Below are 25,082 nucleotides of genomic sequence, written 5' to 3'. Positions count from 1 at the left end.
ACCCGGACGGCGGCGCGGCGCGACAGGCGTCACGGCGGGTTCCGGCCCGCCGCCGTCGGTGGCCGTCGGCTTCCCCTACGATGTGCGAACGTGCGCGACATCGCAGTTTTCAGTGGAACCGCCCATCCCGACCTGGCTGCCGAGATCTGCGCCCACCTGGGGGTGCCGCTGCACCCGGTGCGGGTCTCCCGGTTTGCGAACGACTGTCTGGAAGTCCAGTTGCAGGCCAACTGCCGGGAGCGGGACGTCTTCCTGATCCAGCCGTTGGTGCCGCCGGTGCAGGAGCACCTGGTCGAGCTGCTGCTGATGATCGACGCCGCCCGGGGCGCCTCCGCCGGTCGGATCACCGTGGTGCTCCCGCACTACGCGTACGCCAGATCGGACAAGAAGGACGCGCCACGGATCTCGATCGGCGCGCGACTCGTCGCCGACCTGCTCACCTCGGCCGGGGCGGACCGGGTGCTCGCGATGACCCTGCACTCGCCGCAGGTGCACGGCTTCTTCAGCGTCCCGGTGGATCACCTGCACGCGCTGCGGGAGCTGGCCACCCACTTCCGGCGCTACGACCTCAGCAACACCGTGGTGGTGTCGCCCGACCTGGGCAACGCCAAGGAGGCCGCGGCCTTCGCCCGGCTGCTCGGCACGCCGGTCGCGGCCGGGGCGAAGCAGCGGTTCAGCGACGACCTGGTCAAGATCAGCGCGGTGATCGGCGACGTGACCGACCGGGACGTCATCGTGCTGGACGACGAGATCGCCAAGGGCAGCACAGTGGTCGAGTTGATGGAGCATCTGCGCGGCCTGAAGGTCCGGTCGATCCGGCTCGCCTGCACGCACGGCCTCTTCTCGGGCGACGCGTTGCAGCGGCTCAGCGACCAGGACGGCGTCCTGGAGATCGTCTGCACCAACACGGTGCCCATCCCGGCCGACAAGCGGGTCCCCAAGTTGCAGGTCCTGTCGGTGGCCCCCGCCCTGGCCGAGGCGACGCGCCGAATCCACAACGGGGAATCCGTCTCAGCCCTCTTCGCCTGATCCACCCCCGCGCCCTTACCGCGCGATCTTGCACTTTGTGTCGTCGGGATGAGTGGTCTCGGGCGATTCGTCGGGACAGTAAGTGCAAGATCGCGCGCTGAGGGGGAGGGGTGTTCGGGGTTAGCGCGGGGTGGGGTTCTGGGTGGTGACGCCGGTGGTGATGCGGACGGTGGTGCCGGCGGTGCCGGTGACGACCTCCATCGCGTCGGTCAGCTCGCGGGCCAGCCAGAGACCCCAGCCGCCGGCGGTGTCCGGGGCGGGTCGGCTGCGGTCGCCCAGACGTTGCGGGCTGATCCCGTGCCCGTGATCGGCGACCTCGCAGACCAGCACACCCGACTCGTGCCAGAGCCGCAGCCAGCCGCGCCCGCCGCCGTGGCGCACCGCGTTGGTGATCAATTCGTTGATCGCGAGCACGAAATCGTCCAGCCGTTGGCCGCTGAGACCCGAGGCATGCGCGCAGGAGGTGACCGAGTGTCGAATCTCGGTCACCTGGGCCTGGTCAAAGGCTTCGGCGATCAGGAGGGCAGGTTCGATGGGCACAACCGTACGCGGTGCGTGCGGATCTGCGTTCGTCATGGGCCCGTCCCGGCGGCGCATCTCGGAGTATTTCGCGGCTTTTCCACCGTACGTCAGGGTTTCCCGAACCGCACTCGCTGCCCGCCGTGCGCCGGCCCGGTTGTGGCATCCTGACCGCCATGCCGTCGCCGCCGGGTGGGTTCGAGGTGCCGCTGTGGCGTGCGCTGACCGTGTTCAGGCTGGCCTCCCTGGCGTACGTCTGCGCGCTCGCGGTGCGCGACGCCGACCGGTACGCCCACCCGTACGCCGTCGGCGCCCTGATCCTGCTGATGATCGCCTGGACCGGCGCGACAGCGATCGGGTACGCCCGACCGGCCTGGCGGCGCTGGCCGCTGCTGTTGGCCGACCTCGGAGTGGTGATGGCCATCGTGCTGGCCACCCCGTGGGTGGTCGGCCGGACGGCGCTCACCCACGGCGTACCCACCCTGGGGGTGGCCTGGATGGCCGGCCCGGTGCTGGCCTGGGCCGTCTCCGGCGGCCGGCGGCGGGGCACTGTCGCCGCGCTGCTGGTGGCCGGCGCGGACCTGGCCACCCGGGAGCGGATCGGCCAGTCCTCGTTCACCGGGGTCATCCTGATGCTGCTCGCCGGAGTGGTGGTCGGGCACGTGGCCCGGCTCGCGGCGAGCGCCGAGGAGCGGTTGCAGCGCGCTGTGGAGTTGGAGGCCGCCACCCGGGAGCGGGAGCGGCTGGCCCGGGACATTCACGACTCGGTGCTCCAGGTGCTGGCGCTGGTCCAGCGGCGCGGCGCCGACCTGCCCGGGGAGGCCGGTGAGCTGGCCCGGCTGGCTGGCGAGCAGGAGGTTGCCCTGCGGGCGCTGATCGCCGGCGCCGGCCCGACCGCCGCGAGCCTTCCGGACGGCGGCGAGGCGGTGGACCTGCGGACCCTGCTCGGCCGGTACGCCTCGGCGGCGGTGGCGCTCTCCGCCCCGGCCACCCCGGTGCCGCTGCCCCGGCGGGTGGCCGGAGAGTTGGCCGCCGCGACCGGCGCGGCGCTGGACAACGTGGGGCGGCACGCCGGCGGACGGGCCTGGGTGCTGATCGAGGACGAGGGGGCGACGGTGACCGTGTCGATCCGCGACGAGGGGCCGGGCATCCCGGACGGTCGACTGGACGAGGCGGCCGCCCAGGGCCGGCTCGGCGTGACCCAGTCGATCCGGGGTCGGGTGGCCGACGTGGGCGGCACGGTTCGGATCGTGTCCGCCCCCGAGGCAGGCACCGAGATCGAGCTGAGCGTGCCGAGGTGACAGCGGCGAACCCGATCCGAGTGATGGTGGTGGACGACCATCCGATGTGGCGGGAGGGTGTGGCCCGCGACCTGACCGAGGCCGGTTTCCTGGTGGTGGCGACCAGCGGCGAGGGACGACAGGCCATCCGGGTGGCCGCCGCCGCCCGGCCCGACGTCGTCGTCCTCGACCTGCAACTACCCGACATCTCCGGCGTCGAGGTGATCCTGGGCTTGCGCGCGGCGCTGCCCGCCGTACGGGTGCTGATGCTCAGCGCCAGCGGCGAACAGCAGAGCGTGCTGGATGCGGTGAAGGCCGGGGCCACCGGTTACCTGGTGAAGTCGACAGCGCCCGCCGAGTTCCTGGAGGCGGTGCACCGCACCGCTGCCGGCGACGCGGTCTTCACCCCCGGCCTGGCCGGCCTGGTGCTCGGCGAGTACCGCCGGCTGGCCGCCGGCCCGGGGCGGGGGACCGGCCCGGCCGGCGCTGCCGAACCCGCGACCCCCCAGCTCACCGAACGGGAGACGGAGGTGCTGCGGCTGGTGGCGAAGGGGATGTCGTACAAGCAGATCGCCCAGCGGCTCGGCCTGTCGCACCGCACGGTGCAGAACCACGTGCAGAACACCCTGGGCAAGCTGCAACTGCACAACCGGGTCGAGCTGACCCGGTACGCCATCGAACGCGGCCTGGACGACTGAGCGGACGTCAGACCGAGCGCGGCGGCTCCGTCTCGTGGATGGCCAACTCCTCGGCTGTCGCTCCGCCCCCGGCCGATCCGGCGTCGTACGCCACCGAGTCGGTCTCCTGGTCGGTGTGCGATCCCTCGTCCGGTTCCACCAGTCGGCCCACAGTGGCGTCGGCTACCGTGCCGAGCTGACCGTGGTCGTAGAGGGAGACCGGTGAGTTCGGATCCGAGGTCGGCCCGGGATCCATCACGTCGGCGTCCAACTGAGCCTCCGCCGCGGCTTCCAGGTTGTCCGCCTCGAAGGCGATCTTCGGGTCGATGGTGCCGGCCAGCGGGTCGTCCGCCGGGCGCTCGTAGACCTCGCGGTCGAGCTTGTAGTCCAACGACTCACCGTCGAGCTGCTCCTCGGCGGTCGTTCCGAACCGGTCCACCGCCACCGGCGTCCGATCGCCGGGCAGTTGGGCCGGGTCCGGACCGTCCGCCTCGCGCCCGGTGAGGACGTCGTCGTTGGCGGTCGAGTCGTCATCGGCGGTGTCGGGCAGCCCTTGCGCCTCGGTGTCGGACAGGGGGGTCGGGTACTCGTTGTCGCGCATGTCTGATCACTACCCGCTGCCCTGCCGCCATAACCGGGCGGGCTCCGGCGGTACGTCGCCGAACCGTGCGCCGATGGCGAAAGCCCCGTCAGGCGGCCTCGTCGTCGGGGTGCAGCACACACCAGACGACCTTGCCGTCCGGTACGGCGCTGCTGCCCCAGCGACGGGTCACCGTGTCGATCAGCAGCAGGCCCCGGCCGCCGGCACGGTTCGGCGGGGAGATCCCGGCGAAGGTCGGCTGACGCGGGGAGTGGTCGCGAACCGCCAGGTGAAGGGTGGCCTCCTGAGGCGCCAGCCGAACGGTCATCGGGGTCCGGGCGTGTGCCACCACGTTGTTGACCATCTCGGTGATCGCGATGCACGCCGGGTCGGTGAGCGTCGGCATGCCCCAGCGCTCGCAACCGGTGGCGACCAGCTCGCGCGCCTGCCTGGCCGCTCCCACCGCCGGAGCCAGGTCGGCGGTGAGCACCGCCGCCAGTGGTGTCGCCGCCACAGCGGCCAGCGCCCCGTCGAGCGTCGGCCAGGCCGGCACCCCGGCGAGCGCGGCGTCCGGGTGGGCGGGCCCGTCGACCGCCGGGTCACACAGCAGCAGGTCCGCGGCGGGCCAGTCGGCGACCTCCCGGCGTACGTCGGCGAAGACGCCGCGCCCGGCCGGGTCGACGACCCGCAGGCCGGTCACGTCGGCCACCACCGGGCCGGGCCGGGCCAGCAGACGGGCGAGCAGCGCGCCGCGTACCGCCTCGGCGCCGGCGGCATCGAGCACACCGGTCAGCCGGACCACCGCTGACGACTCGTCGATTTCCACGAGACAGCTCGACATGATCGTCCCATTGTGCGCGCCGGTGACGGTCAGCGCATTCGGGCGCTCGACATCGGCCATCAGCGGTCCGACCGGGAGCGGCGGTTGATGGCCGCCAGGGTGCCGACAGCGGTGCCGGCGGCGGCCAGACCGAACGCGGCGGTCATCCGCACCAACTGTCGCCGCCGACCGTGCCAGTCACCGTCCTGACGCGCCCGAGCATCGGGGTGGAACACGTTGCCGCTGCTGTCCACCCGGGCGCCCGGGCCGAACTGGGTGCGGTGGGCGTACCAGCCGAGGGTGCGCTCGACCAGCGCGGGCGCCAGCCGCCACTGCAGGCCGATCAGCCGGGCCGCGCCGCCGGCGTACGCCTCGCGGCGGGGTCGGCGCAGCAGCCGGACGATGGTCTCGGCGACCACCTCCGGCGGGTAGATCGGAGGAGGCGGCTTCAGCTCCCGACCACTGTGATTGCCGGTGTGCCGGAAGAACGGGGTGTCGATAGTGGCCGGCAGCACCGTGCAGACGGAGATGTGACCGCGACCGGTGACCCGCAGCTCCTGTCGGACGGTGTCGGCCAGCCCGCGGATGCCGTGCTTGGAGGCGTTGTACGCCGACTGGTACGGCATGGCCACCTCGGCCAGCACCGAGGCGTTGTTGATCAGCACACCACCACCGGCGGCGCCCAGGTAGGGCAGGGCAGCCTTGATGCCGTGCACCGCCCCGAGCAGGTTGACCTCCAGCACCCGGCGGAACTCGGCGACCGGGATCTCGTCGAACAGCCCCACGGCGCTCACCGCGGCGTTGTTCACCCAGGCGTCGATGCGGCCGAACTCGGCCGCCGCCTGCTCGGCCAGCCGCCGCACCGACTCCAACTCGGTGACGTCGGTCGGTACGACGAGCGCCCGGCCGCCCAACTCCCGGCAGCGCTGCGCGACCTGTATCAGTGCCGGCTCGCTGCGGGCGGCCAGCACGACGGCGGAGCCCCGGCGGGCCAACGCGTACGCGGTCGCCGTGCCGATCCCGCTGGACGCGCCGGTGATCACCACGGTCGAATCGTCGAGACTGCGGGTCAGCGGCATTCCTGATCGGTACCCCGGGCCGGGCCTGGTCACACCGACGACGGCTTGTCGATCATCGTCGAAGCGTGCCGCCACGTGTCGCGTGTGCTTGCCGTGGCGCAAGTGTCGGTGGCACTCGCGCTGACTCTTCCTGATCTGCCAGGTTTCGGCTCAGCGTCGCGGGGTTAATGGGACGCTCTGACCGGGAGGACCACCGCCGAGGAAAGATCGCAGGGAGGTGACCCATGCGCGTCGGCCTCGTCTGCGCGCACGCCAGTTCCTACCGCCACGCCGACGGCCCGCCGGTCGGCACCCGACAGCACACAGCGAGGGTCGCCGCCGAGTTGGCCGAGCGAGGCCATGACGTCCGGCTCTACGTGCGCCGGGACGACCCGGCGCTGCCGGCGACGATGAACGTCGACGGCTACCAGGTGCACCAGGTGCCCGCCGGCCCGCCCACCCCACTACCGACCGTCGAGCTGATCCCGCACGTGACGGAGGTCGGCCGCTGGCTGGCCGACGAGTGGTCGGGTTCCTGGCGGCCCGAGGTGGTGCACGGGCACTACTGGGTCGGTGGCCTGGCCGCCGCGCACGCCGTTCGGGAGACCGACATTCCGGTGGTGCAGACGTTCCACTCGCTCGGCATCGAGCAGTTGCGTCACCTGGGAGGCCACTACGACGGGCCGGGTCAGCGGATCACGCTGGAGCGCGCGTTGACCCGGGCGGTCGACATCGCCGTGGCCCAGTCCAACGACGAGGTCGACGAGCTGACCCGGATGGGTCTGCAACGCAGCTCGGTAGCGTTGGTGCCGGCCGGCGTCGACATCGACCTGTTCCATCCCGACGGCGAGGCAGCACCGCGCGAACAGCGGCCGCGCATCCTCTCGGTGGGCTCGCTGGCCGCCGGGCACGGCCAGGAGGACCTGATCCGGGCGATGCGGCTGGTCGGTGACGCCGAGCTGGTGATCGCCGGTGGGCCGCCGGCCGACCAGTTGACCAACCACGCCGAGGCGCGACGGCTACGCGAACTGGCCGAACAGCTCGGCGTCGTCGACCAGGTACGGCTCGTCGGGGCGGTGCCGCACGACCAGATGGCCACCTGGTACCGGTCGGCGGACGTGGTCGCCTGCACGCCGCACTACTCCTCGGCCGGGCGGGTCTCGCTGGAGGCGATGGCCTGCGGGGTGCCGGTGATCGGCTACGCGATGGGTGGGCTGGCGGACGCCGTCGTCGACGAGGTCACCGGCCGCCTGGTGCCCCCCGGTGACGTACGGGCACTCGGAGTGTCGCTGCGCCGGCTGCTCGCCGACAACGCCGGTCGGTTCGCGTACGGGCACGCCGCTGTGGACCGGGTGCGCAGCAGCTACACCTGGGAGCGGACCGCCGGTGCGCTGGAGCGCCTCTACGAACGTGTGGTGAGCCGCCGCAAGCCGGTCGAGGCCTAAGCCTCCAGCTCTGTTGTGGTGCCGTGCCGGACGGTCAGCCCGGCCGGCCGGCACCGACCATGGCGGGGTCCCGACGGCGTGCCACCGAACGGTGCTGCTGCGGTTCGGCATACCGGGTCAGGCCGATCACCGCGGCCAGGGTCACCAGGAAGCCGACGGCGGCCAGCCACTCCCGTCCCGGCCAGATCTTGTCGTTGAGCAGCAGCAGGCCGACGATCGCGGCCGGCACCGCGCCGGCGGCGTCCATCGCGGCGACAGCGGCTGTCGTCGAGCCGCGCTGCATGGCCAGACCGAGCAGCAGCTGACCCACTATCGAGTGGGCGATCAGCAGGTAGAACAGCGGGTCGGCGAGGAACGCCTCCGCGGACGGCGCGGATGCCAGTGGTCGGGCGGCGACCGCGGCCGAGCTGAACGCCAGCCCGGCCAGTGAGCCGAGGGCCACCGAACCCGGCGCCCCGTGCAGTCGGACGGCGAAGAAGCCGAGCACCGCTATCAGGCCCAACGCCACCAGCAGGGCGATCGAGCCGGCGGTGCCGAGCTGCTTCGACGGCGCCGGCCGGGCGGACAGCACCAGCGCGGTGATCCCCGCGAAGAGCAGCGCCAGCAGCACCACCTCCGCCGCCGGCAGCCGCCACTTCAGCACCAACACGCCGAGAATGGCGGTCACCCCGAGCCCGGCGGCCACGCTGGCCTGCACGAGGAACAGCGGCAGGTCCCGCCGGGCCAGGAAGGCGAGCACGAAACCGGCGATCTGACAGCCCAGACCGACCAGATACGTCCGGTGCCCGGCGAGGCGCAGCAGCAGACCCGGATCGAAGGTGTGGTGGACAGTGGTGCGGGCCGCCGCCACCGACTGGAGCAGGTTGGCGAAGCCGTACGCGACGATCATCGCCGCGAGAAAGCACCAACCGGAGGAGACCACCTGGCGAGGATAGAGGTTGCCGGGGGTCAGCGCTCGGCTGGTCGATTGAGGCGGGCGAGGATGTCGGCGTGCAGCACACCGTTGGTGGCCACCACGCTGCTGTCGGTGCCCGGAGCGCCGGCGGGGGCCGGTTGTCCGGCCAGATCCGTGACCGTGCCACCCGCCTCCGTGATGATCGGCACCAGCGCCGCCACGTCCCACAGTGACAACTCCGGCTCGGCCATCACGTCCAGTGCCCCCTCGGCCAACAGCATGTAGCCGTAGAAGTCGCCGTACGCCCGGCTGCGCCAGGTGTCCCGCATCAGGTCGAGCACAGCGTCGAGCCGCCCGGCTTCCTCCCACCCGTTCAGTGACGAGTAGCAGAAGCTGGCGTCCGCGATCCCCCGCACCGCTGACACGCCGATCCGCTCGCCGGCCGCGGGGCCCGGCCCGGCGTACGCGCCCGCACCCGCGCTGGCCCACCAGCGTCGCCCGAGCGCTGGTGCGGACACCACGCCGACCGCGGGCTGGTCGCCGTCGTAGAGCGCGATCAGGGTGGCCCAGATCGGCACGCCACGGACGAAGTTCTTGGTGCCGTCGATCGGATCGATGATCCACCGGCGGCCGTTCGGGTCGGCGGGCGGCTGCGCGCCGTACTCCTCGCCGAGCAGGCCGTCGGTCGGTCGGTGCTCGGCCAGCAGGGCCCGGATGTCCCGCTCCACCGCGGTGTCCGCATCGGAGACCGGGGTCAGGTCGGGCTTCGCCTCGACGCGCAGGTCGAGCGCGCGGAACCGGGCCGTGGCAATGGCGTCCGCCCGGTCGGCGAGCAGGTGGGCGAGGGCGAGGTCGTCGGCGTACCCGGTCATGCCGGCAACCTAGCCCACGCCCTTCGGGTCACTCGTCGGGGCCGCGCCGGTCACCCTCGCCGGGGCCGCGCTGGTCGCTGTCGCCGCGCGAGTCACCCTCGCCGGCCCGGGAGGCGAGCAACCGACGGTACGAGGCCAGCCGGCGCGGGTCGGCCTTACCGGCGGCCACCCAGGCGTCCAGCCCACAGTCGGCCTCGTCGGCAGTGTGGGGGCAGTTCGGTGGGCAGTCGACGGTGCCCTCGACCAGGTCCGGAAAGCCGTGCAGCAGGCTGTCGGCCGAGACGTGCGCCAACCCGAAGCTGCGGATGCCGGGGGTGTCGATGATCCAGCCCGGATCGGTGTCTATCCCGGGCACCGGTGGCAGTCGCAGCGCCACCGCGCTGGTCGAGGTGTGCCGGCCCCGGCCGATCGCGCTGACCACGCCGACCGCGCGCAGCGCGTCCGGAACGAGGCGGTTGACAAGCGTCGACTTGCCCACCCCGGAGTGCCCGACCAGCACCGACACCTTGCCGCTGAGCAGCGCGCGGAGCGCGTCGAGGTCGGAGTCGGGGCGGTTGAGCACGTACGGCAGCTCCAGCTCGGTGTAGTAGCCGAGCACCTCCTCCGGCCCGGCCAGGTCGGCCTTCGTGAGGCAGAGCAGCGGCTCGACGTCCGCGTCGTACGCGGCCACCAGGCAGCGGTCGATGAACCCGGTGCGCGGCGGCGGGTCGGCCAACGCGCTGACGATCACCAACTGGTCCGCGTTGGCCACCACGACCCGTTCCAGCCGCCCCTCGGCGGTGGTCTCGTCGTCGTCGGCGGTGCGGCGCAGCACCGAACGACGTTCGGCGATCCGGACGATGCGGGCGAGCGCGCCCTCCGCGCCGGACGTGTCGCCGACCAGGCTGACCCGGTCACCGACCACCACCGACTTGCGGCCCAGCTCGCGGGCCCGCATGGCGGTGACAGTGGGCAGCTCGGCGCCGACCACGCCGCGTTCGGCCCCGGAGAGCACGCAGGTGTAGCGCCCCCGGTCGACGGCGATGACGAACCCGTCGACAGCGTCGGCGTGCTGCGGGCGGGTGCGCGTACGCGGGCGCGACGACTTTCCGGGCCGGACCCGCACGTCGTCCTCGTCGTACTCCCGCCGTTTGGTCGCCAGGACCTGTCCTCTTCTCGCGTCAGCTCTTGCCGGTCACCATCGCTGACCATAGTGCCGGGAACTCGGGCATGGTCTTGGAGGTACACCCCACGTCGTCCACCTCGATGCCCGGAACGGCCAGCCCGGCCACCGCTGCGGCGTGCGCCATCCGGTGGTCGTGGTAGGTGCGGAAGACGCCGCCGCGCAGCGGTCGGGGCCGGATCTCCAACCCGTCCGGTGTTTCGGTGATGTCCGCCCCGAGCCCGCCGAACTCGCGCGCGAGCGCGGCGAGCCGGTCGGTCTCGTGGCCACGGATGTGCCCGACGCCGGTGAACACCGACGGCGAGTCGGCCAGCATTGCCAGCGCGGTCAGCACGAGGGTCAGCTCGCCGACGTCGGACAGGTCGGCGGTCAGACCGTGCACCACGCCGGTGCCCCGGACGGTCAGCCCGTTTGTGGAGAGGGTGACCTCGCCGCCCATCCGCTGCAGCAGCGAGCGGAGTTTCTCGACCGGCTGACCGCTGCTGTGCGGCCAACCCTGCAAGGTGACCTCGCCGCCGGTGACCAGCGCGGCGGCGAAGAACGGCACGGCGCCGGAGAGGTCCGGTTCGATGTCCCAGCCGCGCCCGGTGAGCGGGCCGGGCTCGACTGCCCAGACGTCGGGGGTGCTGTCGTCGACCGCCGCGCCGGCGGCCCGCAGCATCTGCACCGTCATCCGAACGTGCGGCGCGGAGGGCACCGGCGGGCCGACGTGGCGGACCACGACGCCCCGGTCGAAGCGTGGGGCGGCCAGCAACAGCCCGGAGACGAGTTGGCTGGAGGCCGACGCGTCGATCACGACCTCGCCGCCGGTGACCCGGCCGGCGCCGAGCACTGTCAGCGGCAGGCTACCGGTGCCGGTGACGTCGATCCGAACGCCCAACGAGCGCAGCGCGCCGACCAGCGGGCCGAGTGGGCGGGTGCGCACGTACGGGTCACCGTCGAAGGTGACCTGCCCGTCGGCCAGGCCCGCCACCGGTGGCACGAACCGCATCACGGTGCCGGCCAGCCCGACGTCGACGTGGGCGGGGCCGGCCAGCGGGTGCGGTCGGACCAGCCAGCGCTCGTCGTCGCTGATCGAGACGTGTGCGCCCATCGCCCGCAGGCCGGCGGCCATCAACTCGGTGTCGCGGGCGCGCAGTGGCCGGGCCAGTGTCGACGGGCCGGCGGCCAGTGCGCTGAGCACCAGGGCCCGGGCGGTCATCGATTTGGAACCGGGCAGGCGCAGCGTCGCCGCCACCGGGTCGGATGCGGTCGGTGCGGTCCACGGCTGCGGCGGCCGGGTCGCGGTCAGGTTGCCCACGGTTACATTCTGCCGTGTCGGCGGGCGGGCGGCGGCGCCCGGCACTCGTACTCCCGGTTGGCGGGACAGCCGACGGGGCCTCCGACGCGTTAGCGTGTGCCCCATGTGCGGCAGGTACGCGACGACCCGGAGCTCCGGCGAGCTGAGCGCGCTGTTCGAGTCGTCCGACGACTCCGACGGCCTGATCAGGGCGGACCACAACGTCGCGCCGACCGACCCGGTGCCGCTGGTCCGGGTCAGCCCGGAGGGGCACCGCAGCCTCTGTGTCGGTCGCTGGGGTCTGTTGCCGCACTGGTCCCGGTCCGCCTCGGGAGCCGCCCGGATGATCAACGCGCGGGCGGAGACCGTGGCCACCAGCCGGGCGTACGCCCGGTCCTTCTCCCGTCGCCGTTGCCTGGTTCCGGCCGACGGCTGGTACGAGTGGGTCCGGCTGCCCGAGGGCGGGCGACAGGCGTACTTCATGACCCCCCGGGACGGCTCGGTGCTCGCGCTGGCCGGCATCTGGTCGGTCTGGAAGTCCGACGCGGAGACCCGGCTCACCTTCAGCGTGCTGACCACCGCGGCGCTCGGCGACCTGGCCGAGGTGCACGACCGGATGCCGGTGCTGCTGCCACCCGAGCGGTGGTCGTCGTGGCTCGCGCCGACCGAGGAGCCGGAGCGGCTGCTCACTCCGGCGTCGGCCGAGCAGTTGGCCGGGTTGGAGATCCGCCCGGTGGGCGCGGCGGTGGGAGACGTTCGCAACGACGGGCCACAGCTGACCGCGCGGGTGGCGGTGGCGCCGACTGTGACACCGCAGGAGCTGACCCTCTTCTGACGCCGCCGCGCATCGTCGGCCGCCGATTTGCCAGGGTTCCGCGCGATTCGTCTCCTGGCTGTTCAGTCATGTTCCCGGCAGACCCTTGTCCCGGTGTTGCGAAGTGCGATAGAACACAGCGCCGGTAGTGGCTGTCGGTCCGCACGGGGCGGACGACGTCCACAGCTCTTGCCGGTCCCACGGGGGAGGTGGGTGGATGACACGGGCACGTATGCCGCGCCCGCACGAGGTGGCGGCGGCGCGGCGAGATCCGCGACTGCTGCGGGCCGTGCGAGAACGGCGGCAGGACGACGCATGGCGCACCAGAGGAACCTGCCAGAGCGTCGATCCGGAGACATTCTTTCCGGCACCGAACGAGCCGGCGGACGCCGCCGTCGCGCTGTGTCGCAGTTGTGACGTGCAGGGGTCCTGCCTGGCCTGGGCCCTCGACGTCGGTGACTGCCACGGCGTGTGGGGCGGCACCACGCCGCGGGAACGACGGGCGATGCTTGTCGCCTGGCGCGGCGAGGTCGAACCCGATCCGGACGCCGTCGACGACGCGGGCCCGCCGGTGCGCGATCGCCTGCTGGCCCTGGTCCCGCTGAGCTGATCGACGGCCCGGTTCGCACCCGACGCCCGTCCGGCGGCGCAGAATAGGCCGGTGCCAGCCAGCAACGAGATCGACACCCCGCGCGGTCCGGCGTGGATCGACACCGACCTGCCGGTCCGCCCGGCCACCGCCCTGCTCGTCCTCGGGCACGGCGCGGGCGGCAGCGTCGACGCGCCCGACCTGCTCGCGGTCCGGGACGCGTCGGTGGCGGCCGGCCTGGCGGTGGTGCGGGTCACGCAGCCCTACCGGGTCGCCGGTCGACGTGCGCCGGCACCGGCAGGTCACCTCGACGAGGCCTGGGCGGCGGTGCTCGCCGAGCTGCGTGACCGGCACGCCGACGTGCCGACGGTGGTGGTCGGTGGGCGTTCCAGCGGCGCACGGGTGGCCTGTCGGACGGCCCGTGCGGTGGGCGCGGCGGGCGTGGTCGCCTTGGCCTTTCCACTGCACCCGCCCGGCCGGCCGGAACGCTCGCGCGCCGCGGAACTGGGCACGGGCCTGCCGACGTTGGTCGTCAACGGAGACCGGGATCCGTTCGGGACTCCGGAGCCGGGACCGGCCGTGCAGGTGGTGAGCCGTCCCGGTGAGACGCACGACCTGCGCCGCGATCCGGCCGGCACCGCCGCCGCCGTGCGCGACTGGCTGTCCGCCCAGGGCTGGGCGGCCGGCTGACGCGTCGCGGCCGGCTCGCCGGGGCGACCGTTTCCGGCGCGGGCACGGGTCGTTGCATCCGTTGGTGCCGCAGGCCCGAGCAGGGCCCGTTACACCAGTCCTCCCAGGCCCTTCCTGGTCCCAGCGCCGGCCGCCGTCGGGGCCGGGACCAGGAACGGGGAGGACCGGCCGGAATGCCCCAGTGGTCATCTCGCGTTACTACCCCCGGACGACTTTTCTGCGAGGGGGGTGACCGGTGCCAACCGAGACACGAAGCCTGGAACGGGACGAGCGGGACGCCCGGCAGCTGAAGCGGCTGCTGGACGGTCCGGAGTGGCCGGCGACGGCGGGACCGGGCGTGGTGGGTGCGGTGAGCACGGGCACACCGGCCGGAAGTGAATCTGCGGGCAGGTCCGTGCGCGTATCCTCGGCGGGAAAGCATCCGACGCGAGGGGATGTGCGGTTGACCACCGAGAAGACGGACGAGCGCAGGGCCCGATTCGAGCGGGACGCGATGCCATTCGTCGATCAGCTCTACGCTGCTGGGCTGCGAATGACACGCAACCCGGCGGATGCCGAGGACCTGGTCCAGGAGACGTACCTGAAGGCGTACGCGGCCTTCCACCAGTTTGAGCAGGGCACGAACCTCAAGGCCTGGCTCTACCGGATCCTGACCAACACCTACATCAACTCCTACCGCAAGCGGCAGCGTCAGCCGATCCAGGCGCCCACCGAGGAGATCACCGACTGGCAGCTCGCCGAGGCCGAGTCGCACACCTCCAGCGGGTTGCGCTCGGCCGAGACCGAGGCACTGGACCGGCTGCCGGACAGCGACGTCAAGGAGGCCCTCCAGCAGTTGCCGGAGGAGTTCCGCCTGGCCGTCTACCTCACCGATGTCGAGGGCTTCTCCTACAAGGAGGTCGCGGACATCATGGGCACGCCGATCGGCACCGTGATGTCGCGTCTGCACCGGGGCCGTCGTAATCTGCGCAAGCTGCTCGAGCGTTACGCCGGGGAGCGGGGCTTCAGTGCGGCCCGCTCGGCGAAGGGCTCGACCGCCGCTGCCGGCCGGGAGGTGTGACGTGAGCTGTGGGGAGCCGCACGAGACGGACTGCCGCGAAGTGCTCGCGGAGGTGTATCTCTACCTGGATCTGGAGTGCGCCGACGAGCGCCGCTCGCTGATCCGGCACCACTTGGACGAGTGCGGGCCCTGCCTGCGCGAGTACGGGCTGGAGCAGGAGGTGCGGGCGCTGGTGGCGCGTTGCTGTGGCAACGAGACCGCGCCGGATCAGCTGCGCGAGCGGCTGCGGGTCAAGCTCACCGAGCTGGTGGTCTTCGAGACCAGCGACTCTCGTGAGCTGGCCGACTGATCGTTTGAGCTGGCCGATCGAGCGCCGGCACCAGCTGGCAAGACCGGTGGCCCGGGTCGATGTCGACCCGGGCCACCGGTGTACCCGGCCTCGGCCGGCTGAGCGGCGACGGGCAGTCGGCCCGTCGACCCGTTCAGGAGTTGGGACGCTTGCCGTGGTTCGCGGCGTTCTTCTTACGAGCCTTCTTCTTCCGGGACTTCTTCGCCATGCTGACCTCCTCGTGATGGGTCGGATCCGTCCTGCGCACGACCTCGGCGCGGATGCGGCCACCGGCGGTCCGGCGTCGGGTCCGACCCGCTGATGGTAGTGCGGTCGACAGCCGCCGCCTTCCCCAGGGCGGGCCTGTCATCCCGGCTGCGCCGCTGCCCGCCCATCGCCGGTCGACGCATGATTGGATACATCGGCAGGCACGTCGCGAAGAGGGAGGGCCTGGACATGGCCGAGGAGATCCGCGCCGAGATGGTGGCCAACGTCTGGAAGGTCGTCGCCACGGCGGGTGACACGGTGACCGAGGGCGACACCCTGGTGATCCTCGAGTCGATGAAGATGGAGATCCCGGTCGTCGCCGAGTCCGATGGTGTGCTCCAGCAGCTCGTCGTCAACGAGGGCGACGTCGTGCAGGACGGTGACCTGATCGCGGTGATCGCTTGACCGGGTTGCGGGTCCGTTTGGCCGAGTCGGCCGACTTCCCGGCGGTGGCCCGGCTGACAGTGGCCGCGTACGAGGCGGACGGCCAGCTCAAGGGCGAACACGGGTACGGCGAGGTGCTGGCCGACGTGTCGACCCGAGCCGCCAGCGGCGAGGTGCTGATCGCAGTCGACGAGGTGACCGGGGCGGTGCTCGGCTCGGTCACGTTCGTGCTGCCGGGCACCCCGTTCGCCGAACTGGCCGGGCCGGGCGAGGCGGAGTTCCGGATGCTCGCCGTCGACCCGGGCGCCCAGGGGCGGGGTGTGGGTGCCGCGCTGGTCGAGGCGTGTGTCGACCGGGCGACCGAGTTGGGTTGCACGGCGGTGGCGATCTGCGTCCGGGCCGGGATGGCCGATTCGGCGCACCGGCTCTACTCGCGGCGCGGTTTCGTCCGTTCTCCGGAGAAGGACTGGTCACCGCTGCCGGGTGTGGATCTGCTCGGCCTGCGGCTGGAGCTGACGCGCGGCTGAGCCGGCGACCGACGAGCCCCGGGCCGGCACGATCACGCCCGGTCAGGCGTCGGGTTGCGTGCCGATGGCGGCCAGCAGTTCGTCTGCCACCTCCAGGGCGAGCTTGCGGCGTTCGTCGTCGCTGATGTGCGGCGCGCGGACCGCGAACCAGCTGGTGTGCACGGCGAAGATTGACAGCGCCGCGCGCAGTTGGGCGGCGGGGGAGTCGTCGCCCCGGCAGAGCGCGTCGGCCAGCTCCAACATCCGACCGCGCATCTTCTGCCCGGAGGAGAGGCTCTTGAGCGCGGTCTGGTTCTGCTCGAAGAAGCGCATCACCGACGGCTGAGTGCCGTCGAACATCGTGTCGGCGTACCGGGAGATCAGCTCGCGCCGGGTGGACAGGGTGGCGGGCTGGGTGGCGGCCCAGGCGATCAGCGCGTCCATCCCCTCCAGCCGGTCCTCGACGAAGCTGGCGACGATGTCGTCCTTGCTCTTGAAGTGGTAGTAGAGCGCGGCCTTGGTGACGTTGAGGCGCTCGGCGATTTCCCGGAGCGAGGTCTTCTCGTACCCCTGCTCGGTGAAGAGTTCGAGCGCGACGGCCTTGATCCGTTCCCGCGTTCCGCCGCCTGTGCTCTCGCTCACGCACACCCTCCAAATGGCTTGACCGTTGCTTGTACCCAACTTACCGTGCGGCTAGTAAGGTGACTAGCCGGGCGGCAAGTAAGTACGGCAATCCTCGGGGGGAGCTTACCCATGACTCAGGCAACCCAGGCCGGCACTCGACCCAACAACATCCGGGTCGTGCTGTTCGGGCTGATGATCGCGATGATGCTCGCGATGCTCGACAATATGATCGTCAGCACCGCGTTACCGCGGATCGTCGGCGAGTTCGGCGGGCTCAACCACTTCACCTGGGTGGTTACCGCGTACGTCCTCGGCACCACCGTCTCCACCCCGATCTGGGGCAAGCTCGGTGACCTCTACGGCCGCAAGTCGGTCTTCCTGACCTCGGTCGTCGTCTTCCTGGTCGGCTCCGCCCTCTGTGGCATGGCCGGCTCCGGGATGCTCGGCGGCCCAGAGGACGGCATGGTCCAGCTCATCGCCTTCCGGGCCGTGCAGGGCCTCGGCGCCGGTGGCCTCATGGTCGGCGTGATGGCGATCATCGGTGACCTGGTCCCGCCCCGCGAGCGCGGGCGCTACCAGGGCATGATCGCCGGCATCATGGCCATCGCCATGGTCGCCGGCCCGCTGGTCGGCGGGTTCATCACCGACCACCTCTCGTGGCGCTGGGCGTTCTACGTGAACCTGCCGCTGGGCGGAATCGCGCTGCTCGTGCTGATCACCACCATGCACCTGCCCAAGTACCGCACCGAGCACCGGATCGACTGGCTCGGCGCCGGGCTGCTCTCGGTCGGCATCACAGCGATCGTGCTCATCACCACCTGGGGTGGCAACGAGTACGACTGGGTGTCACTGCCGATCCTTGGCCTGGCCGTGCTGGCCGTCGTCGCGTTGGCGGCGTTCGGCCTTGTGGAACGCCGTGTCCAGGAGCCGATCCTGCCGCTGGCGCTCTTCGCCAACCGCAACTTCGCGCTGATCTCGGTGATCGGCTTCCTGCTCGGCTTCGCGATGTTCGGCGCGATGAACTTCCTGCCGCTCTACCAGCAGACAGTGCAGGGTGCGTCGGCCACCAACAGTGGTCTGCTGCTGCTGCCGTTGATGTTCGGCATGCTCGTCGTCTCGCTGGTCATCGGCCGGGCGATCACCCGCAACGGCAGGTACCGGGCGTACCCGATCATCGGTGGCGTGACGATGACGGCGGGCATGGCGCTGCTGTCCATGCTCGACACCGACACCAGCAAGCTGATGTCCTCGCTCTACATGATCGTGCTCGGCGTCGGCATGGGCTTCCTCATGCAGACGTCGATGCTGATCGCGCAGAACAGCGTGGAGCAGAAGGACCTCGGCGCGGCCAGCGGCGCGGCCACCTTCTTCCGGTCGATCGGCGGCTCGTTCGGCATCTCGCTGTTCGGCGCGATCTTCGCCAACCGTCTGGCCAGCTCCGAGGGCGGCCGGGCCTTCGGTGGCGGCGAGGCCGGCGCCGGGATGGACCTGGAGAAGCTCAGGGAACTGCCCGCCCAGGCGCGCGAGGCGGTGCTCGGTGGTCTGTCCGACGCCATCTCGCACGTCTTCCTCTGGGCGGTGCTGTTCACCATCGTGATCCCGGTGCTCGCCTGGTTCATCAAGGAGATCCCGCTGCGCACCGCGAACGAGGCGCCGCCGCAGGCCACCCCGGAGGAGGACGCCGAGGTCGCCCTCGGCAAGGCCCCGGTCGCCTGACCCACGAACCTCCGCGATCTTGCACTTTGTGCGCGTGCATAAGCACTGTTTCCGACAAAACGGCGACAGTAAGTGCAAGATCGCGGGGTGGTGGGAGTCAGCGGCGGAGCAGGCGTTGCCAGAGGCGGCGTAGGGGGTTGCGGGGGCGGGGGAGCCGCGGGGAGTGGATGGCCAGCAGTTCGGTGGCCAGTGCCGCCGTCGCCGGATCCAACTGCGGGGCGGCGAGTGCCAGGTGAGCGAGCGAGGCGGCGATCGGGACCGGTCGGCTCCGCGCCACGGCAGCCGCGTCGGCCAGCCGCTCAGCCACCACCCGGGCCACGTCCGACCGCACCGAGGGGTCCACCCAGGCGGCGGTGACCAGGGCGAACAGTGCCGCCTCGGTGACCCAGTCCTCGACGCCCCAGATCAGATCGAGCAGCACCCGGCGCCGGGTCGAGCCCTCCCACGGCTCGTCGGTGCGGTGGTGCAGCAGCCCCAGACAGGCCCACACCTGCACTCCACGGACCCAGACCGACGGGTCGTGAGCCGCCAGCAGTCGACCCACCGCGTTGGCCGGCGCCGCCGGCGGGTGCACCAGCAAACCGAGCAGGTCGCCCAGGTCGAGGCCGGCCAGGCCCACCGCGGCGTCGTACGCCGCCGGTGGATGTGCCCACGCCGGGTGGGCGATCTGCCCGATCCGTTCGACAGCCGTCGCCGAGGGCGCCGCGAGCGCGGGCGTCGGGACGGCGTCCGCGTAGTGCCACAACCGCTGAGCGGTCTCCCGGCGGGGCTCGCGCGGGTCGGGCTCGGGCGTGCCGACCACCTCGATCCGCAGCCCGGGGGCTGTGGAGATCGCCGTCCCGACCGCGCTTGGCGGGGCGGCGGCGGGCAGGCGTACGGCACCACCGAGACCAAGTTCGTCATCGGCCACCGCCTGGCGCATGGCGTCGACAAGGGGCCCACCGGCCGGGGTGAGTTGGCCGAGCCAGGGCCTACCTCGGCAGCACTGGGCCAGGTCGCCGTGCTCGTGGCTGTCGTCCGGGTGGTCCCGCACGAAGTCGGCGAGCGCGACAAGGTGGGCGAGGTCACCGTCGCGCAGGTGCCGCAGGCGGTGGGCGGTGTGCACCGCGCAGTCGAACGACGGATCGCGCGCCAGCGCCCGCTCGGTCCACTCCAACGCCTCGTCCAGTCGGCCGATCTCGGCCAGGGTGCCGGCGATGTCCGCGTAGATCGCCAGGTCGTCGGGGTCCAGCTCGACGGCCCGACCGAGGGCCGCGAGGCCGTCACGGGTCCGGCCCGAGCTGCGGTACGCGTACCCGAGCCACACCTCGCCCATCTTCGAGGGCTGTGCGCGTACCCCTCGGGTGGCCCAGCGGACCGCCAGCTCGACCTCGCCGAGGCGCCGGGCCAGCGCGGACGCCGCGCCCAGCAGCAGGCCGTGTTCGGGGTGCACTGTGGCCGCGTTGCGGGCGAGCGTGAGGTACGGGGTCAGCGGGGCCCGGCCGATCCGCGGCACCGGGTCGGGCAGTGCGGCGCAGACCTGCATGAGGACGCGGGCGATGTGCTCCGGTTCCAGTCGTTCGGCCAGCTCGGGCGCGGTGACCCAGGGCACGCCGGCCCACTCGGTGCCGGGCGCGTACGACGTCGCGGCGGCCAGCAGCTCCAGCCCTTCGGCGGGGCGCCCGGCGGTGGCGAGGAGGTGGGCGCGGGCGACGACCGCGCCGACGAACGTGTGGTGGTTGATGGGGAAGAGGTCGAGGCCGCCGCCGCTCGACACGGCGAGCCGGGCCAGCGTCTCGTGCACCTCCGGCAGGGTGGGGGCCCGTGCCAACGCGCCGGCGAGGTGGCCGGCGGCGTGGTGCAGGTCGCCCTCGTCGAGTGCCAGCCGGGCCAGCGCCAGCTCCTCCGTCGCGGAGAGCGCGGGATCGTCCGTTCCCTCGGGCACGTCGTCCTCTCGTGGCAGTTAGACCGGGTGCAACGGGTAAAGCTTAGTTGATATTGAGATCAACTGGTGATCAGCTGCGCAATCCTGCTCGTTCGATTGCTGAGATACGCTCAAAAGTGCAAGACTGAGCAAGAATCGCGCGGCAACCGCGCAGGGGGAGGGTTTCCGTGACACGTGCAGGGGCTGGAATGGCAGCCGACATCGACGAGCAGCCGGCTGGCTACGCGCGCCTGCTCTCCGCTGCCAACGCCGCCGAGATCGCCCGGGTGGCGGCGGTCATCGCGGAACGTCGGCCACGGCACGTGGTCTTCACCGCGCGGGGCACCTCCGATCACGCGGCGCTCTACGGGGCCTACCTGACCGAGATCCGGCTCGGCCTCCCCGCCGGGCTGGCCTCGCCCAGCGTCGTCACCCTGTTCGGGGCCCGCCCCGACCTCTCCGACGCGCTGGTCGTCGGGGTCAGCCAGAGCGGCGGCTCGCCCGACCTGGCCGAGGTGCTGCGCGCCGCCCGAGCCTCCGGTGCGCTGACCCTCGCTGTGACAAACGCCCCCGACTCGCCGCTGGTCGACGTGGCCGAGTTGAGCGTCGACATCGCCGCCGGGCACGAGCGGGCGGTGGCCGCCACCAAGACGTACACCGCGGAGCTGCTCGCCCTGCTGATGCTGGTGGAGGGGATCCGGGCCGGCGACGGCGTGCTCCCGAAGGCCGAACGGGAGGCGCTCGACGCACTGCCCGAGCTGGCCGCCCGCACCCTGGCCGACGGCACCCCGGCACAGCTCGCCCCGCGCTACCGGTTCGCCCGGCAGTTGGTCACCACCGGCCGGGGGTACGCCTACCCCACCGCGCGGGAGGCCGCGCTGAAGCTGATGGAGACCTCGTACCTGCCGGCACTCGCCTTCTCCGGCGCCGACCTGCTGCACGGCCCGCTCGCGATGACCGACCCGGAGGTCCCCGTGCTCGCCGTGGTCGGCTCCGGCCCCGGCGGCCGGTCGATGGGTGAGGTGCTGCCGCGCCTCGGCGAACGCCGCGCCGACGTCGTGGTGGTCGGCTCCGCCGACGTACCGGGCGCCACCCGGCTGGCCGTCCCCGAGGTCGACGAGCGGTACGCCCCGCTCCTGGACATCCTGCCGATGCAGCGGTTGGCGCTGGCCCTGGCTCTGACCCGAGGCGAGGACCCGGACGCGCCGCGCGGGTTGAAGAAGGTCACCGCGACGATGTGAGGCGCGGCGTGGCACCCTGGTCACCGTGTCCACGCTGCGCGACCTCGCCGAGGAGCACACCCATCTCCGTCCGGCCGACATCGACCACCTGCACCGGATCGCCGGCGACTGGCAACTGCTCTCCGATCTGTCCTTCGCCGACCTGCTGCTCTGGGTGCCGGTCGACGCCGACGGCACGTTCCTCTGCGTCGCCCAGGTGCGCCCGACCACCGCACCGACCGCCTACCAGGACGACCAGGTGGGTCGGATCGTCGGCGGTCCGGAGGTGGCCCACCTGGGGGTGGCGTACTCCCAGGGCCGGATCTGGCGCGAGGGCGACCCGGTCTGGTACGGCGACGTGCCGGCCCGCCACGAGGCGATCCCGGTTCGGCTGCGTACCGCCGAGGGGGAGGCCGGCGAGGTGATCGCCGTGGTGGGGCGGGACACCAACCTCTCCACCGCGCGTACACCCAGCCAGCTGGAGCTCAACTACCTCACCACCGCCGACGACCTGGCGCAGATGATCGCGGACGGCACCTTCCCGCCGCCGCGGCATCCGGGCGAGACCACATCGGCGCCCCGGGTCGGCGACGGCCTGGTCCGGCTCGACGCCGGCGGCAAGGTCACCTACGCCAGCCCGAACGCGCAGTCCGCGTACCGCCGCCTGGGCTACGCCTCGCACCTCGTGGGGGAGGACCTGGCCGCGTTGCACCGCCGGTTGGCCGGTGACCCGCTGGACGGCACCGAGGCCTCGAACGGCATCCTGGCCGCGCTGCGCGGTGAGGCGCCACCCCGCCGGGAGATCGACGCACGAGGTGCCACGATGCTCACCCGGGCGCTGCCGCTGATGCCGGCCGGGGTGCCGATCGGAGCGTTGGTGCTGGTCCGGGACATCACCGAGGTACGCCGCCGGGACCGGGCGCTGATCACCAAGGACGCCACCATCCGGGAGATCCACCACCGGGTGAAGAACAACCTTCAGACGGTGGCCGCGCTGCTGCGGTTGCAGGCCCGCCGGGTGGCGATGCCGGAGGCCCGGGTCGCGCTCGAGGAATCGGTCCGTCGGGTCGCCTCGATCGCCCTGGTGCACGAGACCCTCTCGATGTCCAGCGACGAGGCGGTGGAGTTCGACGGCATCGTCGACCGGGTGGCCAGCGCGGCGACCGAGGTCGCGGCGACCGAGGTGAGCGTCGGCATGCGCCGGCGGGGCAGCTTCGGCGTACTGCCGGCGGAGATCGCCACCTCGCTGGTGATGGTTCTCAACGAGTTGCTGCTCAACGCCGTCGAGCACGGCTTCCCACCGGCCGACGAGGCGGAGGATCCCCCGGTGGCCTCCGCCTCCGGCATGGTGCCGGTCGCCGCGCCCGAGGTGGACCCGTCGCTGCGACCCGAGGTGGTGGTCTCCGCGCACCGGTTCCGCAAGATGCTGCACGTCTCGGTGACCGACAACGGGCGCGGCCTGCCCCCGGACTTCGACGCCGAACGCGGCAGCCGGCTCGGCCTGCAGATCGTCCGAGCGCTGATCACCGGGGAGCTGCGCGGCACCATCGAACTGCGTGCCGGCGCCAACGGTGGCACCGAGGCAATGCTGGTCGTCCCGCTGGCCCGCAACACCCACGACGGCCGCTCGCAGACCTGAGCCGCCGGCCTGCCCGTGGACGGGCCGGTCAGCGGTCGGGGCGGCTGGTCAGCAGGGCAATGGTCAGGCCGGGGCGCGGCCAGACCTGGGTGACGGTGAAGTCGGTGCGTAGGGCGTCGCCCTTGGGGCCGGGCACAGCGGCCAGCGGCTCCGCGTGCCGGCCGGAGACGACGAGCCACACCCTCGTCGTACCGGCGAGGCACGGTGCTGGCTGGGGGCACTCGGCGGCCCACAGGTCGCCGCGGCGGACCTCGTCCTCGGTGACCAGCACGTCGCGTGGCGGGTCGCTGAGGTGGTACTCGATGCCGAGATCGAGGAAGAGCCAGCTGTGTCGGGGCGAGTAGACCACCGCGTCCCCCGGGCGTTGGCCGTCGGCGATCACCCGGGCCGCCCCCGCGTAGTCCACCGGCGCGCTGCGTGGCCACTCGTGGGTCCGTCGCAGCGCGGCCTGGTCGGGTAGGCCGAGCAGCCCGGCCAGGATCACCACGACGAGCGCGGCCGGAGCGGCCACGGCGGCCAGCGCCGCGCCCGCCAGGAGGCACGCGAAGGGCACCACGAAGACCAGGTACCGGGGCACCCACAGCGGTACGACAGTGCCGGCGGCGAAGAGCAGCAGTACGGGCAGCAGCACCGCGCCGACCGGCAGCAGGGAGCGCCGCCCGAGCCGGGCCGCGCCCAGCGCGGCGACCCCCACCAGCAGGCCACCGACCACACTGCTCTGGGCCACACCGCCGGGCAGCGCGCTCAGGTCGTCCAGCCGGGCCAGGTGGACCCAGTTCAACTGCCGGGACTGCTGGCTACGCGCCTTGACCAGCAGCGGGCCGGCCAGCAGCGCGACCGGCACCACGGCGACCAGCCACCGCCACACCCGCCGGTCCCGCTCGGCGTCGGGCTGGGCCGGGGTGGCGATGCCGGCCGGGGCCGGGCCGCGCCACCAGACGATGAGGACGACCAGCGCGTGGGCGGCGAGCAGTGTGAGCGCGATCAGGTGGATGAGCCCGAGAGCGGCGACGGCGGCGGCGTAACCGGCCCAGCGGGCCCAGCTCGGTCGACGCAACGCGGCCACCAGCAGCACTGTGGCGAGCACGGCGAGCATGGTGGCCAGCGCGTACGGGCGAGCCTCCTGCCCGTAGCGGGAGGTGCCGGGGAGCACCGCGAACAGCAGCCCGGCGAAGAGACCGCCGCGCCGGTCGACGAGCCGCGCGCCGAGCACGGCGAGCAGCCCGGCGGTCACTGTCATCGCCAACACGGCCGGTACGCGCAGGGCGATCGTGGAGTCGCCGAAGACCCCCGTCCAGAGGTGCATCAGCAGGTAGTACGGCCCGGTGGCGGCGTCGATGGTGCCGGCCAGTCGGGCCAGGTCGCCGGGCGACCGGGTGGCCGCGCTCCACGTCGCCAATTCGTCGCGCCAGAGCTGGGCGGAGCCCAGCCCGGTCACTGTCACCGCCACTGTCAACAGCGCCGGGGGGAGCCAGACCGGCAGGCGGCGCAGGTGCTCCCACGCCGCGCCGGCCGACCTCTCGGACAATTGCCGCACGGTCCGAGCCTGCCACGACCACCCCCTCCGTGGGCGTCACCGGCGCTCTCCCCGTTATGCCCGAACTGTCCTTGGTGACCAGCTGGTCGGCTGAGCTCCGGCCCGTGATGTGGGATCCAGCACGTGGACATTGGCCGGCCCCCATGGGGTGTGGCAGCATGGGCCCATGACCGCCGCAGTCGTCCGCCGCTTCGTGGCACGTCGCCACGTCGATTACGGCCGCGTGCGCAGCGCGATCTGTCCGGCCTA

26 protein-coding genes are annotated in these 25,082 nt (G+C 72.4%); 14 read left to right on the top strand and 12 right to left on the bottom strand.

Annotated elements, in window-relative coordinates; genetic code table 11:
* The first annotated feature begins 90 nt into the window (after window positions 1-90).
* Window positions 91-1,029: a ribose-phosphate diphosphokinase gene (locus NIE111_RS29065; protein WP_238687445.1), complete on the top strand. Its 939-nt coding sequence runs from the start codon at window positions 91-93 to the stop codon at window positions 1,027-1,029.
* A 120-nt stretch (window positions 1,030-1,149) separates the two neighbouring features.
* Here NIE111_RS29065 and NIE111_RS29060 read toward each other — a convergent pair whose 3' ends face one another.
* Window positions 1,150-1,605, bottom strand: coding sequence for an ATP-binding protein (locus NIE111_RS29060; RefSeq protein ID WP_238687444.1), 456 nt, complete (start codon window positions 1,603-1,605; stop codon window positions 1,150-1,152).
* Window positions 1,606-1,724: 119 nt separating this feature from the next.
* On the opposite strand from NIE111_RS29060, the gene macS reads away from it, so the two are divergent.
* A complete protein-coding gene (gene macS / locus NIE111_RS29055; RefSeq protein WP_238687443.1) occupies window positions 1,725-2,849 on the top strand; it encodes a MacS family sensor histidine kinase in 1,125 nt (374 codons plus the stop codon).
* Window positions 2,850-2,872: 23 nt separating this feature from the next.
* Entirely contained in the window at window positions 2,873-3,526 is a 654-nt protein-coding gene (locus NIE111_RS29050; RefSeq protein WP_196924633.1) for a response regulator, read from the top strand.
* Window positions 3,527-3,533: 7 nt separating this feature from the next.
* On the opposite strand, the gene NIE111_RS29045 is transcribed toward NIE111_RS29050, so the two are convergent.
* The 3 genes from NIE111_RS29045 to NIE111_RS29035 all read right to left on the bottom strand — a co-directional run bounded on the left by NIE111_RS29045 (window position 3,534) and on the right by NIE111_RS29035 (window position 5,984).
* Window positions 3,534-4,106 (bottom strand): DUF5709 domain-containing protein, encoded by a 573-nt coding sequence (locus NIE111_RS29045; protein WP_091406114.1) that lies wholly within the window; start codon window positions 4,104-4,106, stop codon window positions 3,534-3,536.
* 88 nt (window positions 4,107-4,194) lie between these two features.
* Window positions 4,195-4,986 carry an ATP-binding protein gene (locus NIE111_RS29040; protein WP_238687442.1) on the bottom strand — a complete coding sequence of 264 codons (792 nt, stop codon included), beginning with the start codon at window positions 4,984-4,986 and terminating at the stop codon, window positions 4,195-4,197.
* A complete protein-coding gene (locus NIE111_RS29035; RefSeq protein WP_238687441.1) occupies window positions 4,986-5,984 on the bottom strand; it encodes an SDR family oxidoreductase in 999 nt (332 codons plus the stop codon). Before NIE111_RS29035 ends, NIE111_RS29040 begins: the two co-directional genes overlap by 1 nt.
* A 224-nt stretch (window positions 5,985-6,208) precedes the next feature.
* Here NIE111_RS29035 and NIE111_RS29030 point away from each other — a divergent pair, with 224 nt between their 5' ends.
* Window positions 6,209-7,408: a glycosyltransferase gene (locus NIE111_RS29030; protein ID WP_238687440.1), complete on the top strand. Its 1,200-nt coding sequence runs from the start codon at window positions 6,209-6,211 to the stop codon at window positions 7,406-7,408.
* A gap of 34 nt (window positions 7,409-7,442) precedes the next feature.
* Here the strand turns inward: NIE111_RS29030 and NIE111_RS29025 are convergent, their stop codons facing one another.
* Genes NIE111_RS29025 through aroA form a run of 4 tightly spaced genes read right to left on the bottom strand, consistent with a single transcriptional unit; the run spans window position 7,443 to window position 11,637 of the window.
* On the bottom strand, window positions 7,443-8,297 hold the full coding sequence (locus NIE111_RS29025) for a hypothetical protein (protein ID WP_238687482.1): 855 nt from the start codon (window positions 8,295-8,297) through the stop codon (window positions 7,443-7,445).
* Window positions 8,298-8,356: 59 nt separating this feature from the next.
* Window positions 8,357-9,175 carry a histidinol-phosphatase gene (hisN, locus tag NIE111_RS29020; protein WP_238687439.1) on the bottom strand — a complete coding sequence of 273 codons (819 nt, stop codon included), beginning with the start codon at window positions 9,173-9,175 and terminating at the stop codon, window positions 8,357-8,359.
* Window positions 9,176-9,203: 28 nt separating this feature from the next.
* Window positions 9,204-10,280 (bottom strand): ribosome small subunit-dependent GTPase A, encoded by a 1,077-nt coding sequence (gene rsgA / locus NIE111_RS29015; RefSeq protein WP_210784616.1) that lies wholly within the window; start codon window positions 10,278-10,280, stop codon window positions 9,204-9,206.
* Window positions 10,281-10,335: 55 nt separating this feature from the next.
* A complete protein-coding gene (aroA, locus tag NIE111_RS29010; RefSeq protein ID WP_238687438.1) occupies window positions 10,336-11,637 on the bottom strand; it encodes a 3-phosphoshikimate 1-carboxyvinyltransferase in 1,302 nt (433 codons plus the stop codon).
* Between the two features lie 103 nt (window positions 11,638-11,740).
* Between aroA and NIE111_RS29005 the strand changes: the two genes are divergently transcribed.
* The 5 genes from NIE111_RS29005 (at window position 11,741) to rsrA (ending at window position 15,058) form a co-directional block, all read left to right on the top strand.
* Window positions 11,741-12,451 carry an SOS response-associated peptidase gene (locus tag NIE111_RS29005; protein ID WP_238687437.1) on the top strand — a complete coding sequence of 237 codons (711 nt, stop codon included), beginning with the start codon at window positions 11,741-11,743 and terminating at the stop codon, window positions 12,449-12,451.
* A gap of 196 nt (window positions 12,452-12,647) precedes the next feature.
* Window positions 12,648-13,040, top strand: a complete 393-nt coding sequence (locus tag NIE111_RS29000; protein ID WP_238687436.1) for a WhiB family transcriptional regulator — start codon at window positions 12,648-12,650, stop codon at window positions 13,038-13,040.
* 51 nt (window positions 13,041-13,091) lie between these two features.
* Window positions 13,092-13,709, top strand: a complete 618-nt coding sequence (locus NIE111_RS28995) for an alpha/beta hydrolase family protein (RefSeq protein WP_238687435.1) — start codon at window positions 13,092-13,094, stop codon at window positions 13,707-13,709.
* Between the two features lie 235 nt (window positions 13,710-13,944).
* Complete coding sequence (locus NIE111_RS28990) at window positions 13,945-14,769, top strand: sigma-70 family RNA polymerase sigma factor (protein WP_210784612.1); 825 nt, start codon at window positions 13,945-13,947, stop codon at window positions 14,767-14,769.
* A 1-nt stretch (window position 14,770) separates the two neighbouring features.
* Window positions 14,771-15,058 (top strand): mycothiol system anti-sigma-R factor, encoded by a 288-nt coding sequence (gene rsrA / locus NIE111_RS28985; protein WP_030490399.1) that lies wholly within the window; start codon window positions 14,771-14,773, stop codon window positions 15,056-15,058.
* Window positions 15,059-15,191: 133 nt separating this feature from the next.
* Here rsrA and NIE111_RS32485 read toward each other — a convergent pair whose 3' ends face one another.
* Window positions 15,192-15,266, bottom strand: coding sequence for a 50S ribosomal protein bL37 (locus NIE111_RS32485; protein WP_372433306.1), 75 nt, complete (start codon window positions 15,264-15,266; stop codon window positions 15,192-15,194).
* A gap of 221 nt (window positions 15,267-15,487) precedes the next feature.
* Here NIE111_RS32485 and NIE111_RS28975 point away from each other — a divergent pair, with 221 nt between their 5' ends.
* Window positions 15,488-15,709: a biotin/lipoyl-binding carrier protein gene (locus NIE111_RS28975; RefSeq protein WP_181518367.1), complete on the top strand. Its 222-nt coding sequence runs from the start codon at window positions 15,488-15,490 to the stop codon at window positions 15,707-15,709.
* Entirely contained in the window at window positions 15,706-16,215 is a 510-nt protein-coding gene (locus tag NIE111_RS28970; protein WP_238687434.1) for a GNAT family N-acetyltransferase, read from the top strand. Before NIE111_RS28975 ends, NIE111_RS28970 begins: the two co-directional genes overlap by 4 nt.
* Before the next feature lie 42 nt (window positions 16,216-16,257).
* Here the strand turns inward: NIE111_RS28970 and NIE111_RS28965 are convergent, their stop codons facing one another.
* Complete coding sequence (locus NIE111_RS28965) at window positions 16,258-16,842, bottom strand: TetR/AcrR family transcriptional regulator (RefSeq protein WP_238687433.1); 585 nt, start codon at window positions 16,840-16,842, stop codon at window positions 16,258-16,260.
* Window positions 16,843-16,947: 105 nt separating this feature from the next.
* Here NIE111_RS28965 and NIE111_RS28960 point away from each other — a divergent pair, with 105 nt between their 5' ends.
* On the top strand, window positions 16,948-18,534 hold the full coding sequence (locus NIE111_RS28960) for an MDR family MFS transporter (RefSeq protein WP_238687432.1): 1,587 nt from the start codon (window positions 16,948-16,950) through the stop codon (window positions 18,532-18,534).
* Between the two features lie 97 nt (window positions 18,535-18,631).
* Here NIE111_RS28960 and NIE111_RS28955 read toward each other — a convergent pair whose 3' ends face one another.
* Window positions 18,632-20,458, bottom strand: coding sequence for a tetratricopeptide repeat protein (locus tag NIE111_RS28955; protein ID WP_238687431.1), 1,827 nt, complete (start codon window positions 20,456-20,458; stop codon window positions 18,632-18,634).
* Window positions 20,459-20,646: 188 nt separating this feature from the next.
* Between NIE111_RS28955 and NIE111_RS28950 the strand changes: the two genes are divergently transcribed.
* Both NIE111_RS28950 and NIE111_RS28945 read left to right on the top strand, forming a co-directional pair.
* Window positions 20,647-21,678: an SIS domain-containing protein gene (locus tag NIE111_RS28950; RefSeq protein WP_124776247.1), complete on the top strand. Its 1,032-nt coding sequence runs from the start codon at window positions 20,647-20,649 to the stop codon at window positions 21,676-21,678.
* 25 nt (window positions 21,679-21,703) lie between these two features.
* Window positions 21,704-23,296, top strand: coding sequence for a PAS domain-containing sensor histidine kinase (locus tag NIE111_RS28945; RefSeq protein ID WP_238687430.1), 1,593 nt, complete (start codon window positions 21,704-21,706; stop codon window positions 23,294-23,296).
* A 28-nt stretch (window positions 23,297-23,324) separates the two neighbouring features.
* Here the strand turns inward: NIE111_RS28945 and NIE111_RS28940 are convergent, their stop codons facing one another.
* On the bottom strand, window positions 23,325-24,833 hold the full coding sequence (locus tag NIE111_RS28940; protein WP_238687429.1) for a glycosyltransferase family 39 protein: 1,509 nt from the start codon (window positions 24,831-24,833) through the stop codon (window positions 23,325-23,327).
* Window positions 24,834-25,082: the final 249 nt, after the last annotated feature.

Source organism: Micromonospora hortensis (assembly GCF_022230935.1).
Taxonomy (GTDB): domain Bacteria; phylum Actinomycetota; class Actinomycetes; order Mycobacteriales; family Micromonosporaceae; genus Micromonospora; species Micromonospora hortensis.
Note: the sequence above shows the minus strand (reverse complement) of the source record. Positions and strands in the feature narration are given on the sequence as shown.